This is a genomic window from Rathayibacter oskolensis, from assembly GCF_900177245.1.
In the GTDB taxonomy this organism is placed as follows: Bacteria; Actinomycetota; Actinomycetes; order Actinomycetales; family Microbacteriaceae; genus Rathayibacter; species Rathayibacter oskolensis.
The window spans coordinates 94636-107737 of record NZ_FXBM01000002.1 but is presented as its reverse complement, the minus strand read 5'-3'; the positions used below and the strand labels follow the sequence as shown (position 1 = coordinate 107737).

Here is a 13102-nt window from a genome sequence, read left to right as displayed (position 1 = left end):
CGCCCCACGCGTCCCGGAGGCCCGGAACACCGACATCCTTACGGTTCCCTAACGGCCGATCGCTTCGGGGCGCACTGCGCTCCGGCACCAGACCAGCGACCGCTACTGCTCGAGCGCCTCCGCTTCCCGGAGCCACGCGCCGAGCTGCTCGGCGTCGACCTGGTCGACGGTCGCGATCTTCGCGTTCGCCATCCGGAAGGACCCTGCGGGCGCCAGACCGGGCGCATCGATGTCCTGACCGCGCCACAGCATCACGGTGACGGCCTTCGACGCTGCCTTGAAGCCGGCGACGGGGGTCTTGCCGATCATCCACACCGGGTGACCGTGCCAGAGCGTCCCCTCTGCGCGCTCGAGGCTCCCGTCGAGCACGGCGGCGAGGGCGGTGCAGACCGGGCGCATCGCCTCGGGCTGCGCGGCGATGTAGTCGTCGATCGCGGTCATGGTCGTCTCCTCGAGGTCGTGGTCCGGGGTGTCGTTCAGAAGTCGCGGACCGCGTAGGTCAGCACCGCGTTGCCGGCGCTGGTGACCAGGGAGTCGCGCAGTTCGAGCCTCGTCATCGGGTCGCCCTCCTCGAAGAGGCGGCGGCCGGCGCCCGCCACCACGGGGTGCATCATCAGGGTCAGCTCGTCGAGGACCCCGGCGAAGAGCAGCTCCCGCGTGAGCGAGATGCTCGAGAAGAGCGAGATGTCGCCTCCGTCGGTCTGCTTCAGCCGAGTGAGGAACGCGGCGGCGTCGCCCTCGATCAGGGTGGCGTTCCAGCCGAGCGGGCCGGTGAGCGTCGTCGACGCCACGTACTTCTCGATCGGGTTGATGAACGCGCCGAACGGGTCGTCTGCGGCCACGGTGGGCCAGTACTCCGACCACTCCTCGTAGCCGGCGCGACCGAGCACCGCGGTCTCGACCGACCCGATCATCCGCCCCATCATCGCGCCCAGCTCGGCGTCGAAGCTGTCGAACTGGAAGAGGTTCGGCGATTCGACGACCCCGTCGACCGACATGAAGAGTCCTGCGGTGAGCGTGCGCACGGCCTGCCTCCCTCCCGTGCACCGGCACCTCCGGCGACCCCCGGTCAGCCTCTCGCACCCGGCCCGCCGCGACAAGCGGCACCTGCCCGGTCACGTCCGGCCGTTGCGCGTGGTGACAGGTGCGATGAGGATGAGAGCGTGGACGACGCGGCGCCGGCCTTCTCGGAGTACGGAGCAGGACCGCTGTTCGCGATGCTGCACCCCGGAGGAACCGACTCGCGGGCGCTGACGGCGATCGCCGCCTCCTTCGCCGACTCGTACCGCGTGCTGACCCCGGATCGACGCGGCCACGGCCGCACGCCCGACACCGAGGCGCCGATGACCTTCGAGGGGATGGCCGACGAGACGATCGCGTTCCTCGAGGAGCACGGCACAGGGCCGTCCCCCCTCCTCGGCTACAGCGACGGTGCGGTCGTGGCCCTCCTCGTCGCGCATCGACGGCCCGATCTGGTGTCGCAGCTGGTGTTCGTCTCGGGGGTCTTCTCGCTCGACGGCTGGCCCGCCGAGACTCTCGACTCCGAGGTCCCGGCGTTCCTGGCGGAGGCGTACGCCGAGGTCTCGCCCGACGGCCTCGACCACTACCCGGTCGTCCTCGAGAAGCTGCGGCGGATGCACGAGCTCGGCCCGACCCTCACCCTCACCGACCTCGCCTCGATCCGCCTCCCCGTCCTGGTGCTCGTGGGTGACGACGACGACATGCCGCTCGAGCACATCCTCGAGCTCTACCGAGCCCTGCCGCTCGGCGAGCTCGCGGTCGTGCCGCACGCCTCTCACGGCGTGCTCGTCGAGAAGCCCCGGCTCTGCCACGACCTGATCGCGGAGTTCCTCCGCCCGGACAAGCCGCCGACCTTCGCGCCGGTGCGCCGGTCGGTCGACGTCTGAGGGAGGATGCCTCGGAACGAGCGGCCCGCCCCGACGACGTGATCGTCGGCAGGCGCGGGCTCATACCGAGTCGACTCCCTCCCGGACTGACGGGTGCAGCGGATGCCGCTCCAGCGCCGCGAGAGTGTGCCTGTACCCGACGGCCTCGTGTCCGACGACCTCGATCACCGCAGCCAGAGCCACGAGCGCGACGACCACGCTCAGCGAGGTGAGGCCGCCGCGCTCGTCGAGATCGAGCGCCTCCCCCGGGCGGACGCTCGCACCCACGATCACGGCCACCACGAGCGGCGTGAGCGTGAGCACCAGCAGCGGCAGGTGCGCGAGGTCGTAGGAGCGGAGCAGCACGCTCCAGGTCGAGAAGACGAGCACGATGGTCACCGCTAGCGGCGCGGCGAGGGCGAGCGCGATCCCCAGGAGCGAGACTCCGCCCCGCTCCACCGCGATCGTCGTCAGGTGCAGTCCCGCGCCGATCGCGGCGATCGAGCCGAACAGCGGCAGGTGCGCGTATCGCCAGGCGACGGTGCGCTCTGGTCGGTTCTCGAGCACGAGGCGCGAGGGGACCAGGAAGTACGTCCACCAGACGCAGGCCGCGATGACGAGCCCGGAGGCCACGATCAGCACCGCCTCGACGGTCCAGCCCTGCTCCTGAGTCAGCGCGCCGACGGCCGCAGTGGTACCGGCGACGACCTCGCCGATCGTGATCAGGGTGAGGAGCGAGAACCGTTCCGCGAGATGCCCGGCGTTCCAGGGGGAGAAGCCGTACCGCTTCGCGGCGATCACCGGAGCGATCATCTCGGCGAGGGCGAGGACGACCAGCGCGACCACTGTCAGCGCGACGGGACCGGGCACCAGCGTGGTCAGCAGCCAGCCGACCTGCGCCGTTCCGATGATCGCGATGTACGAGAGAGCGTTCCGGCGGTGCTCCCGGTCCTGGGCCCCCGCTCGCAGCCAGAGCGCGATCAGCGGCAGTCGCATCACGAGGTAGCCGACGACGAGGAGGAGGTTGTTGGGGCTCTCGCCGTGCGCCGCCAGCTCGAAGCTCATCGGGAGCCCGAACGTCAGGACGACGACCCCGATCATCTGCACGATCGTGGCGAGCCGCACGAGCAGGTCGTCGTTCCCGTAGGCGGAGGCGAACCAGGTCGAGTTGAGCCAGGCCCAGCTCACGGCCCACACGGCGAACGCGTACGCACCGAGCGCCGGCCACACCGTGCCCTCCGCCAGGTGCTCGGCGAGGAGATCCGCCGCCGCACCGAACGCCACGACGTAGGTGAGGTCGTAGAGCAGCTCGAGAGGAGTGGTGGTCCGGCCCTTCTCGGCCGGATCCCGCCCCGGCATCGGCCGCACGCGGTGCCGCAGCTCGTGTCGGAGTTGCGACACCGTGCTCGTCATCCCGCAGCCGCCTTCCTCTCGGAGGCGAGTATGGCCCGCCGCGGTCCGGCGTGGAAGGCTCCGCCGGGAGGCGGGGAGCGGGTCAGCTCGCGACGGCTCCCGCGCGGCGGTAGTGGCGGTTGCGGATCGTGAGGATCGCGCCTCCGATGATCGCGGCGAGGAGCGAACCGGCGAGGACCCCGACCTTGACGTGGTCGTCGGCCTCGCTGCCGGCGCCGTACGACAGCTCGCCGACGAGGAGCGAGACCGTGAAGCCGATCCCCGCGACGAACGACATCCCGATCATGTCGATCCAGCGGAGGGAGGGGTCGATCACGATCCCGCGGAACCGCGTGAGCAGGAACGTGCTGCCCGTGATGCCGATCGCCTTGCCGAGGACGAGGCCGGCGACGATGCCGAGCGCGATGGAGTCCTGGAACGACTCCGCCAGACCCGAGAGGCCGCCCACCGTGACTCCGGCCGAGAAGAACGCGAACACCGGCACCGCGAAGGCGGTCGAGAGCACGCTCCAGCGGTCGGCGAAGTGCGCGGCGAGACCGTCGTAGAGGGGGCGGCCCTCGGAGTCGGTGCCCGCCTCGACCCGCGCGCGGGCCTTCGCGACGACCGGCACCGTGAACCCGAGCAGCACCCCGGCGACGGTCGCGTGCACCCCGGAGGCGTGGACGAGCGCCCAGGTCGCCACGGCCAGCGGGATGAGGACCCACCAGGCGCGGACGCCCCGCTGCACGCAGACCGCGAAGACAGCGAGCGGGATCAGTGCGAGCCCGAGCATGAGCGCGTCGATCCCCGCGGTGTAGAAGACGGCGATGATCGTGATCGCGAGCAGGTCGTCGACGACCGCGAGGGTCAGCAGGAACGTCCGCAGCGCCGGAGGCAGGAACTTGCCCACCACGGCGATGACGGCCACCGCGAACGCGATGTCGGTCGCCGCGGGGATCGCCCAGCCGTCGAGCGCGGCGCCTCCGCGGGGCAGGTTGACCAGGACGAAGATCAGTGCGGGGACCGCTACGCCGCCGACGGCCGCGACGATCGGGACGACCGCGGTGCGGGGGTTGCGGAGCGAGCCGGCGACGAACTCCTCCTTGAGCTCGAGGCCGACCACGAAGAAGAAGATCGCCAGGAGCCCGTCGGCCGCCCACGCGCCGACGCTGAGGTTCAGGTGCAGCGACTCGGGGCCGAAGGAGAAGTCGCGGACGGCGTCGTAGAGCCCCGAGGCCGGGCTGTTGGCGATGATCAGCGCGAGCAGCGTCGCGGTGAGGAGGAAGGCCCCGCCGACGGTGTCCTTCTGCAGGGTCTGGTGGAGGCCGCGCCAGATGGCGTGCGGTGCCTGATCGGCGGGCAGGGGGGTGTGCGGATGCGTCATGGGTCTCTTCCGGAGGGAGGGGAGTCGGGAGACGCGACCGCTGGCTCCGGAGAGGGGCGGGCGCGGATCAGACCCGTGGCGGCGGGCAGCCGGCGATCTCGCCGTGGGCGTTGGTGCCCCACGAGCTCAGCCAGCCGTTCGTGCCCGAGGCGCGCTTCGTGAGGAGCAGCCGGTTCGGGAACGCCGCAGCGGCACGCGCGAGGGCGCGCCGGAGCGGGTTCGGAGACATCCCTGCGAGTTTACCGAGCGCACCTGTGGGCGCACGCAGCCAGCGGAGCCTCCCTGGTCGAGTAGCCGCCGAAGACGGCGCATCCAGACCTGCCCGAACCACAGCGGGCGGGAGCGCGATGCTCCCGCCCGACGGCTCACTCCTCGACGACGATGGTCGTGATGACCGGGTTCCGGCGGTGGCGACGGGTCAGCCAGCGGCCCAGGGTGCGGGTGATCAGCGCCTCGATGGCCTCGCGGTCGGTCGGCTTGCCGGCCGCCTGCAGGACGGCGTCGTCGATCGCCTTGCTCGCGTTGTCCTTCCAGCCCGGCTCCTCGACGAAGCCGCGGGTGAAGAACTCGACCGGCTCGCCGAGCGTGCCGCGGTCGAGGTCGACGATCGCGAGGACCGTGATGGCCCCCTCCTCCGCGAGCACGCGGCGGTCGATCATGGCGTCCTCGGTGGCGACGCCCATCGTGGTGCCGTCGACGAGGATCTGGTCGGCCGGGATGCGGCCGCTGACGCGCGAGCTCCCCTTCACGAGGTCGATCGAGACGCCGTCCTCGATGACGAAGACGTTCTTCTCGTCGATCCCGGTGCGTGTCGCGATCGCGGCGTTCGCCGTGAGGTGGCGCCACTCGCCGTGCACGGGCAGCACCGCGGTGGGACGGAGGATGTTGTAGCAGTAGGCGAGCTCGCCCGCGCTGGCGTGACCCGAGACGTGCACCTTGGCGTTGCCCTTGTGCACGACGGTCGCACCCCAGCGGGTGAACGCGTTGATGATGCGGTAGATCGCGTTCTCGTTGCCGGGGATCAGCGAGCTGGCGAGCAGCACGGTGTCGCCCGGGCCGATGTCGATGATGTGGTCCTTGTTGGCCATCCGCGAGAGCGCGGCCATCGGCTCGCCCTGCGAACCGGTGCAGATCATGACGATCTCGGTCGCGGGCAGCTTCTCGAGCACCTTCATGTCGACCACGAGGCCGGCCGGGATCTTGAGGTAGCCGAGCTCGGCGGCGATGCCCATGTTGCGCACCATCGAGCGCCCGACGAAGGCGACCTTGCGCCCGTGCTTCTGCGCGGCGTCGAGCACCTGCTGGATGCGGTGCACGTGGCTGGCGAAGCTCGAGACGACGATGCGGCGCGGGGCGGTGCGGAACACCTGGTCGATCGCGGGGGCGAGGTCCCCCTCCGAGATCGCGAACCCGGGCACGTCGGCGTTCGTGGAGTCGACGAGGAAGAGGTCGACTCCCTCGTCGCCCAGCCGGGCGAAGCCGGGCAGGTCGGTGGTGCGACCGTCGAGCGGGAACTGGTCCATCTTGAAGTCGCCCGTGTGCAGCACGAGGCCGGCCTCGGTGCGGATCGCGACGGCGAGGCCGTCGGGGATCGAGTGGTTCACCGCGAGGAACTCGAGGTCGAAGACGCCGGCGTCGATGCGGTCGCCCTCGCGCACCGGGCGGGTGCGCGGAGTGATGCGGTGCTCCTGGAGCTTGGCGCTGATGAGCGCGAGCGTGAAGGTGGAGGCGATGATCGGGATGTCGCCCCGCTCCTTCAGGAGGTAGGGGACGCCTCCGATGTGGTCCTCGTGGCCGTGGGTGAGGACGATCGCCTCGACGTCCTTCAGACGCGAGCGGATCGCGGCGAAGTCGGGCAGGATCACGTCGATGCCGGGCTGGTTCTCCTCGGGGAAGAGGACGCCGCAGTCGACGATGAGCAGCTTGCCCTTGTGCTCGAAGACGGTCATGTTGCGACCGATCTCGCCGAGGCCACCGAGCGGGGTGATGCGCATCCCGCCCTTCTCGAGCGGCTTCGGGGTGGGGAGTTCGAGGTGGTGGCGTGCGGGCTTGGCGGTTCGGGTGTTTCTCATGAGTGCTTTCCGGTGAGGGAGGAGTCCGGGGCGTGCGGAGTGCGCGGTGCTGCGGAGTTCTCGGTAGAGGTGTCTCGCGCCCGCCGTGCCCCTCCGGCGGACGTGCGCGGAAGAGGCGGTGCGGGTGGTCGCGAGGGCGATCGGGGTGCGCGGAACGATCTGTCGTCCGCGGCTGCTGCTCCTAGCATGGCAGCGTTCGCTGGGACCGACCGACGAGACGCCGATATCGAGGTCCGACGGGACGACCAGGTTCCTCCGTGTCGACAATTCAGGATGGATGCGAGACCGCGACCGGAATCACGCGGATCCCGGCCCGCGGTCGCGAATCCATCCTGAATTGTTCACACGGACCTGCTGCGGCGTCAGCGCAGGGAGGCCAGCACGGCCTCGAGCTCGTCGACGGCGAAGTCGATCTCGTCGGCGGTGACGACCAGCGGGGGCGCGAGGCGGATCGTGGAGCCGTGGGTGTCCTTCGCCAGCACGCCGCGTGCCATCAGCGCCTCGCAGACCTCGCGGCCCGAGGCGAGCGACGGGTCGATGTCGATGCCTGCCCAGAGGCCCGCGCCGCGGACGGCGACGACCCCCCGGCCGACCAGCTTCGTCAGCCGCGCATGCAGCTGCTCTCCCCGCGCTCGGGCCATCGCCTGGTACTCGCCCGTGGCGAGCATCTCGACGACCGCGAGGCCCACGGCGGCGGCGAGCGGATTGCCTCCGAAGGTCGAGCCGTGCTGCCCGGGCTGCAGGACGCCCAGCACGTCGGCGTTCGCGACGACGGCCGAGACGGGGACGATGCCGCCGCCGAGGGCCTTGCCCAGCAGGTACACGTCGGGGACGACGCCGACCAGGTCGCAGGCGAAGGTCGCGCCGGTGCGGCCGAGGCCGGACTGGATCTCGTCGGCGATGAAGAGGACGCCCCGTCGCGAGGTGATCTCGCGCACGGCGGGCAGGTAGCCGGCGGGCGGCACGACGATGCCGGCCTCGCCCTGGATCGGCTCGATCAGCACGGCGACGGTGTCGTCGTCGATCGCGGCCTCGAGCGCCTCCGCGTCACCGAACGGGACGGTGCGGAACCCGGGGGTGAAGGGCGCGAAGCCCTCGCGCGCCTCCGCGTCGTCGCTGAACGAGATGATCGTGGTCGTGCGGCCGTGGAAGTTGCCCGCCGCGACGATGATGTTCGCGCGGCCGGGAGTGACGCCCTTCACGCGGTAGCCCCAGGCGCGGGCGACCTTGATGCCCGACTCCACCGCCTCCGCGCCGGTGTTCATCGGGAGGACCATGTCCTTGCCCGCGAGGGCGGCGAGCGCCGTCACGAACGGGCCGAGTCTGTCGTTGTGGAACGCGCGGCTCGTCAGGGTGACGCGCGCGAGCTGCGCGCGCGCCGCCTCCAGCAGCACCGGGTGCGAGTGCCCGAAGTTGACGGCGGAGTAGGCGGCCAGGCAGTCGAGGTAGCGGCGCCCCTCGACGTCGGTGATCCAGGCGCCCTCGCCGGTCGCGGCGACGACCGGCAGCGGGTGGTAGTTGTGCGCGGCGTGCGCCTCCTCCTCGGCGATGAGGGTGGCGGAGCGGTTCGCGGTGTCGGTGATGCTCATGTCGTTCCTCCTCCGGACGATCTCGGCGTCAGCGCCGCAGCTCGAGCGTGCAGCACTTGACGCCGCCGCCTCCGAGCAGCAGCTCGGAGAGGTCGACGCCGATCGGGTTGTAGCCGCGCTCGCGCAGCTGGCGCTCGAAGCCGGTCGCCCGGGCGGCGATGACCACGTTGAGTCCGTCCGAGAACGAGTTGAGCCCGAGCACCGAGGCGTCCTCCTCCGAGACGAGGATCGCGTCGGGGTAGAGCTCGCGGAGGACGCGGTTGCCCTCGTCGCTGAACGCGCTCGGGAGGTAGGCGATGGTCGTGTCGTCGAGCACCGCGATCGCCGTGTCGAGGTGGTAGAACGACGGATTCACGAGCTCGAGGGTCACCACCTCGCGGCCGAAGACCCGCGCCACCTCGGCGTGCGAGTCCGAGGCGGAGCGGAATCCGGTGCCCGCGAGGATGCGCTCGCCGACGAGGAGGAAGTCTCCCTCGCCCTCGTTGACCTCCTCGGGGACGCGCACGTCGAAGCCGGCCTCGCCGAACCAGCGCATGTAGGTGGGGCCCTCCGGCTGGCGCTCGGGATAGGTGAAGGAGGCGCCGTAGGCGATGCCGTCGATCACGAAGCCGCCGTTCGCCGCGTAGACCATGTCGGGCAGGCCCGGCTCCGGGTCGATCAGCTGCACGTCGAAGCCCAGGCCCACGTAGGTGTCGTACAGCGTCTGCCACTGGCGGAGCGCGAGCGCGGTGTCGGTGGGGATCGCCGGGTCCATCCACGGATTGATCCGGTAGACGACGGTGAAGTGCTCGGGGCGGCACATCAGGATCGACTTGGCGACGGGGGTTCGGCCGGGTGCGGTGGAGAGCACAGCGGTTTCGGTCATTCGAGTCCTCCTGCGGAAGGGTTCGGATGAGCGGACCGGGTCCAGTGGCTCCGGGCCCCGCGGAGGATCATGCGGGGTGGAGCACGCTCGGCCCCAGTCTGGCACGCGCGGATCCTGCGATACCCGCCGTCGGGCGCATCATCGCCGCGTAGGGGACGGCCCGCGCGCACGCCTCGTGCTCGAAGGCCGTCCCGCGAGGGTCACCGCGCGCTGCGGTCCGCTGCGGGTCGGCGCCGGAGGGACGCATCGGCGACCTCGGGTCCGCGGTAGACCATGTCCATCGCGCCGATGCTCTCGCCGGGCGCGACGATCGCGTCGATGCGGTCGAGGATCTCGTCCGACAGCGACACCTCGGCGCCGGCGAGCGTGTCCTCCAGCTGCTCCATCGTGCGGGGTCCGGCGATCGCCGAGGTGACTCCCGGGTGCGCGACGGTGAAGGCCATCGCCAGGTGCGTGAGGGGGATGCCGACCTCCTCCGACAGCGCGATCAGCTGCTCGATCGCGGCGAGTCGGCGATCGTCGCGGAAGTGGGTCATCCCCGTGCTCGCGCGGAAGTTGTCGTTCGCCTGCCCCGCGCGGTACCGGCCGGAGAGCGCGCCGCCGGCGAGCGGGCTGTAGACGAGGGCGCCCATCCCGTAGCGCTGGAGGGTGGGGAGGATCTCGCGCTCGATCTCACGGTCGAGGATCGAGTAGTTCGGCTGCTCGGTGCGGAAGCGCTCGAACCCGCGGCGCTCGGACGCCCACTGCGCCTCGACGATCTCGGAGCCGCGCATGGAGGAGGTGCCGATCGCGCGGACCTTGCCCTGCCGGACCAGATCGGTGAGGGCCGAGAGCGTCTCCTCGACGTCGGTCTCGGTGTCGGGCCGGTGCAGCTGGTAGAGGTCGATGTGGTCGGTCCGGAGGTTCCGCAGCGAGCGCTCGACGGCCTGCATGATCCACCGGCGGGACGCACCGCGGTGGTTCACATCGTCGTCGACGGGCCCCCAGAACTTCGTCGCGAGCACGACCTGGTCGCGACGGCCGACCAGCGCCTCGCCCACGACCTCCTCGGAGTCGCCGTAGCGGTCGGCGGTGTCGATGACGGTGATCCCGGCGTCGAGAGCGCGGTGGATGATCCGCACGCCCTCCGAGCGCTCGGGGTTGCCGAACGAGCCGAGCATCATCGCCCCGAGGGCGTAGGGGGTCACCTTGATGCCGGTGCGGCCGAGAGTGCGGTACTGCATGAGTTCCTCCGGTAGAGTCCGTTGCGGAACACCGTTCCGCTCTCACCGACTATACGGAACATTGTTCCGGAAAGGCAAGGACACGCCTCCGTGAACGCCGCCGCCCCGCGTCCGACCCGCGCCGACGCCCTGCAGAACCTGAGCACGCTGATCGTCGCCGCCCGCACCGTCTTCGCGCGCTCGGGAGTCGACGCGCCGGCGCGCGAGATCGCCGCGGAGGCGGGGGTGGGCGTGGGCACCCTCTACCGGCACTTCCCGAACCGGGCGGCACTCGTCGCGGCCGTGTTCACCAGCGAGATCGACGCGACCGCGGCCGCTGCCGCCGACCTCCTGACCGAGCACGACGCCGGGACGGCACTCGACCTGTGGGTCACCCGCTTCACGGAGTTCGTCGCGACCAAGCAGGGCCTCTCGGCCGCGCTGCGCTCGGGCGACCCGGCGTTCGACAGCCTCCCCGCCGCCTTCACGTCCACGCTCGGCCCCGCGATCCGCTCGCTCCTCGAGGCGGCGGAGGAGGAGGGCGCCATCCGCGCCGGCGTCGACCCGCTCGAGCTGCTCCAGGCGATCGGCGACCTGAGCCACCGCGCGCCGTCGGCCGACGGCTCGCCCAACCCAATGGTGCGCCTGCTGCTCGACGGGCTGCGCCTGCGCTCCTGACGCTCGGGCCGCAGCGTCGGGAGCGGGTGATGCGGGAGGATGCCGGTATGGAGATCCCCCGGGCGGTCGGTGCGAGGTTCCGGGCGGAGATCACCCGACGGGACCCCTCGGCGGCCGAGTGGCTCGAGCGCCTCCCCGGCGTGTGGACGGAGCTGTCCGCCGAGTGGCACCTGGAGGCGGTCGGCACGGCGAGGGCGGGCGCGACCTCGCTCGTGGTGCCCGTCGTCACTCCCAGCGGCGTCCGGGCCGCCCTCAAGCTGGTGAGCCCCGTGATGTCGATGGACGCCGAGGCGGCGGCGCTGAGCGCGTTCGGCGGCCGGGGAGCGGTGACCCTCCTCGAGGCCGACTCCGCTCGGCGGGCCGTGCTGCTGGAGTGGATCGACGGCCCCTCGCTCGCCGAGACGGCGGACAGGGGCGCGGCGATGTCGATCGCCGGACGGCTCACCACGGAACTGGCGGCCGCGACCCCACCGTCCGGCGCTCCCCGTCTCGCCGGGCAGACCTCCGGCTGGATCAGGCAGCTGCGCGCTCAGCACGAGGACGCGCGACGAGCGGGCACCGCTCTGCCGGAGCAGCACCTGAAGCTGGCGACCGAGATCATCCGGCAGCTCGCCGCCGACGGCACGACGACCCTCACCCACGGCGATCTCAGCCTGTCGAACATCCTGCAGGCGGCCCCCGATCGGTGGGTGGCCGTCGACCCGGCGCTCCTCGTCGGGACGGCGGCGAACGAGGCGCACACGGTCGTCCGCGGCCTCCTCCCCACCGCCATCGAGGCGGAGGATCCGCTCCGGCTCCTCGGCGACTGGGCCCGTCGCTTCACCGAGGCGGCGGGCGTCGACCACTCGCTCGCCCAGGCCCTGTCGTTCGCCCGGTTCGTGTCGTCGTACTACTGGGAGTCGCAGCATCGGGGCGCACCCGCCGACGTGGCGGCCCTGCGGCGGGCGGCGCTGCTGCTGGCGCGCTCGCTCTGAGCGGGGCGGCGCCTCCGGAGGGGTGGATCGCCGGGCCGTGGCAGCCCAGCGGCCGCCGCGGTAGAAACGGAGGGGGCCGCCCTCGGCCCCGACGAGAGGTGGACCCGTGATCGATCGCGACGGACTGGCGACGTTCCTCCGACGCAGGCGCGAGTCGCTGCAGCCCGAGGACGTGGGGCTCACCCGCGGGCAGCGCCGCCGCACCGCGGGGCTCCGACGCGAGGAGGCGGCAGGCCTCTGCCACATGTCGACCGACTACTACGCGCGCCTCGAACGCGGCACGGGGCCGCAGCCGTCGGAGCAGATGATCGCGTCGATCGCGCAGGGCCTGCACCTCTCGCTCGGTGAGCGCGACCACGTCTTCCGCCTCGCCGGCCACACTCCCCCGCCGCGCGGAGTCGCCGGCGACCACATCGCGCCGGGGCTGCTGCGGATCCTCGACCGCCTGCAGGACACCCCCGCCGAGATCATCACCGAGCTCGGCGAGACCCTGAGGCAGACACCGCTCGGCGCGGCGCTCACCGGAGACGCGTCCGAGCGCACCGGGCCCGCGCGCAGCATCGGCTACCGCTGGTTCACCGACCCGGCGGTGCGGGAGTCGTACGCCGAGGAGGATCGGGCGCTCCTCTCCCGGGTCTACGTCGCGGGCCTCCGCGAGATCGCCACCCTGCGCGGACCGGGCTCCCGGGCGGCGCAGCTCGTCGAGCTCGTGGCGGCGAGGAGCGAGGAGTTCCGCACGCTGTGGGACGCGCACGAGGCCGGACTCCGGCCGCCGGCGACGAAGCGCTTCGTGCACCCGTCGGTGGGGCTGATCGAGCTCGAGTGCCAGACGCTGCTCGATCCGGAGCAGTCGCACCGGCTCCTCGTCTACACGGCGGTGCCCGGCAGCGAGAGCGCCGAGAAGCTCGAGCTGCTCTCGGTGGTCGGATCGCTGGTCTGAGCGTCGCGACCGGTGGATCGCGGATCCACGGATCGGCGGGCCCTGCCTCCGCTCGGCGGACCGGCCGAGCATGGGATCAGACGGCCCCAGCGGCCGACCGCAGCCACCGACCGAGGAGTC

The 13102-nt window shown here is 71.7% G+C and carries 13 protein-coding genes; 4 read left to right on the top strand and 9 right to left on the bottom strand.

Features of this window, described 5'->3' with window-relative positions; translation table 11 throughout:
• Window positions 1-102 precede the first annotated feature (102 nt).
• Window positions 103-441, bottom strand: coding sequence for a DUF1801 domain-containing protein (locus B9Y99_RS09650; protein WP_085476417.1), 339 nt, complete (start codon window positions 439-441; stop codon window positions 103-105).
• Between the two features lie 35 nt (window positions 442-476).
• Window positions 477-1025: a dihydrofolate reductase family protein gene (locus B9Y99_RS09645; RefSeq protein ID WP_085476416.1), complete on the bottom strand. Its 549-nt coding sequence runs from the start codon at window positions 1023-1025 to the stop codon at window positions 477-479.
• 138 nt (window positions 1026-1163) lie between these two features.
• Here B9Y99_RS09645 and B9Y99_RS09640 point away from each other — a divergent pair, with 138 nt between their 5' ends.
• Window positions 1164-1907: an alpha/beta fold hydrolase gene (locus B9Y99_RS09640; protein ID WP_244274858.1), complete on the top strand. Its 744-nt coding sequence runs from the start codon at window positions 1164-1166 to the stop codon at window positions 1905-1907.
• Window positions 1908-1967: 60 nt separating this feature from the next.
• Here the strand turns inward: B9Y99_RS09640 and B9Y99_RS09635 are convergent, their stop codons facing one another.
• The 7 genes from B9Y99_RS09635 to B9Y99_RS09610 all read right to left on the bottom strand — a co-directional run bounded on the left by B9Y99_RS09635 (window position 1968) and on the right by B9Y99_RS09610 (window position 10411).
• Complete coding sequence (locus B9Y99_RS09635; protein ID WP_244274857.1) at window positions 1968-3299, bottom strand: low temperature requirement protein A; 1332 nt, start codon at window positions 3297-3299, stop codon at window positions 1968-1970.
• Between the two features lie 82 nt (window positions 3300-3381).
• The gene (gene nhaA, locus B9Y99_RS09630) at window positions 3382-4662 is read right to left on the bottom strand and encodes a Na+/H+ antiporter NhaA (protein WP_085476415.1); all 1281 of its coding nucleotides are present in this window, start codon (window positions 4660-4662) and stop codon (window positions 3382-3384) included.
• 67 nt (window positions 4663-4729) lie between these two features.
• Entirely contained in the window at window positions 4730-4891 is a 162-nt protein-coding gene (locus B9Y99_RS18765) for a hypothetical protein (protein ID WP_165759582.1), read from the bottom strand.
• Between the two features lie 136 nt (window positions 4892-5027).
• A complete protein-coding gene (locus B9Y99_RS09625; RefSeq protein WP_208856967.1) occupies window positions 5028-6656 on the bottom strand; it encodes a ribonuclease J in 1629 nt (542 codons plus the stop codon).
• A gap of 440 nt (window positions 6657-7096) precedes the next feature.
• The gene (gene rocD / locus B9Y99_RS09620; RefSeq protein ID WP_085476413.1) at window positions 7097-8323 is read right to left on the bottom strand and encodes an ornithine--oxo-acid transaminase; all 1227 of its coding nucleotides are present in this window, start codon (window positions 8321-8323) and stop codon (window positions 7097-7099) included.
• Window positions 8324-8351: 28 nt separating this feature from the next.
• Window positions 8352-9188 (bottom strand): dimethylargininase, encoded by an 837-nt coding sequence (ddaH, locus tag B9Y99_RS09615; protein WP_085476412.1) that lies wholly within the window; start codon window positions 9186-9188, stop codon window positions 8352-8354.
• Between the two features lie 200 nt (window positions 9189-9388).
• The gene (locus B9Y99_RS09610) at window positions 9389-10411 is read right to left on the bottom strand and encodes an aldo/keto reductase (RefSeq protein ID WP_085476411.1); all 1023 of its coding nucleotides are present in this window, start codon (window positions 10409-10411) and stop codon (window positions 9389-9391) included.
• A 90-nt stretch (window positions 10412-10501) separates the two neighbouring features.
• Here B9Y99_RS09610 and B9Y99_RS09605 point away from each other — a divergent pair, with 90 nt between their 5' ends.
• The 3 genes from B9Y99_RS09605 to B9Y99_RS09595 all read left to right on the top strand — a co-directional run bounded on the left by B9Y99_RS09605 (window position 10502) and on the right by B9Y99_RS09595 (window position 12982).
• Window positions 10502-11068, top strand: a complete 567-nt coding sequence (locus B9Y99_RS09605) for a TetR/AcrR family transcriptional regulator (RefSeq protein WP_165759581.1) — start codon at window positions 10502-10504, stop codon at window positions 11066-11068.
• A 47-nt stretch (window positions 11069-11115) separates the two neighbouring features.
• The gene (locus tag B9Y99_RS09600) at window positions 11116-12042 is read left to right on the top strand and encodes an aminoglycoside phosphotransferase family protein (RefSeq protein WP_165759580.1); all 927 of its coding nucleotides are present in this window, start codon (window positions 11116-11118) and stop codon (window positions 12040-12042) included.
• A 106-nt stretch (window positions 12043-12148) separates the two neighbouring features.
• Window positions 12149-12982: a helix-turn-helix transcriptional regulator gene (locus B9Y99_RS09595; RefSeq protein WP_085476409.1), complete on the top strand. Its 834-nt coding sequence runs from the start codon at window positions 12149-12151 to the stop codon at window positions 12980-12982.
• The last annotated feature ends 120 nt before the right edge of the window (window positions 12983-13102 follow it).

Bases quoted from the DNA above. Each gene is read 5' to 3' on its own strand.
- B9Y99_RS09625 (WP_208856967.1), bottom strand. From the start codon at position 6,656: ATGCGCATCACCCCGCTCGGTGGCCTCGGCGAGATCGGTCGCAACATG.
- nhaA (WP_085476415.1), bottom strand. From the start codon at position 4,662: ATGACGCATCCGCACACCCCCCTGCCCGCCGATCAGGCACCGCACGCC.
- B9Y99_RS09600 (WP_165759580.1), top strand. From the start codon at position 11,116: ATGGAGATCCCCCGGGCGGTCGGTGCGAGGTTCCGGGCGGAGATCACC.
- rocD (WP_085476413.1), bottom strand. From the start codon at position 8,323: ATGAGCATCACCGACACCGCGAACCGCTCCGCCACCCTCATCGCCGAG.
- B9Y99_RS09650 (WP_085476417.1), bottom strand. From the start codon at position 441: ATGACCGCGATCGACGACTACATCGCCGCGCAGCCCGAGGCGATGCGC.
- B9Y99_RS18765 (WP_165759582.1), bottom strand. From the start codon at position 4,891: ATGTCTCCGAACCCGCTCCGGCGCGCCCTCGCGCGTGCCGCTGCGGCG.
- B9Y99_RS09635 (WP_244274857.1), bottom strand. From the start codon at position 3,299: ATGACGAGCACGGTGTCGCAACTCCGACACGAGCTGCGGCACCGCGTG.
- ddaH (WP_085476412.1), bottom strand. From the start codon at position 9,188: ATGACCGAAACCGCTGTGCTCTCCACCGCACCCGGCCGAACCCCCGTC.
- B9Y99_RS09610 (WP_085476411.1), bottom strand. From the start codon at position 10,411: ATGCAGTACCGCACTCTCGGCCGCACCGGCATCAAGGTGACCCCCTAC.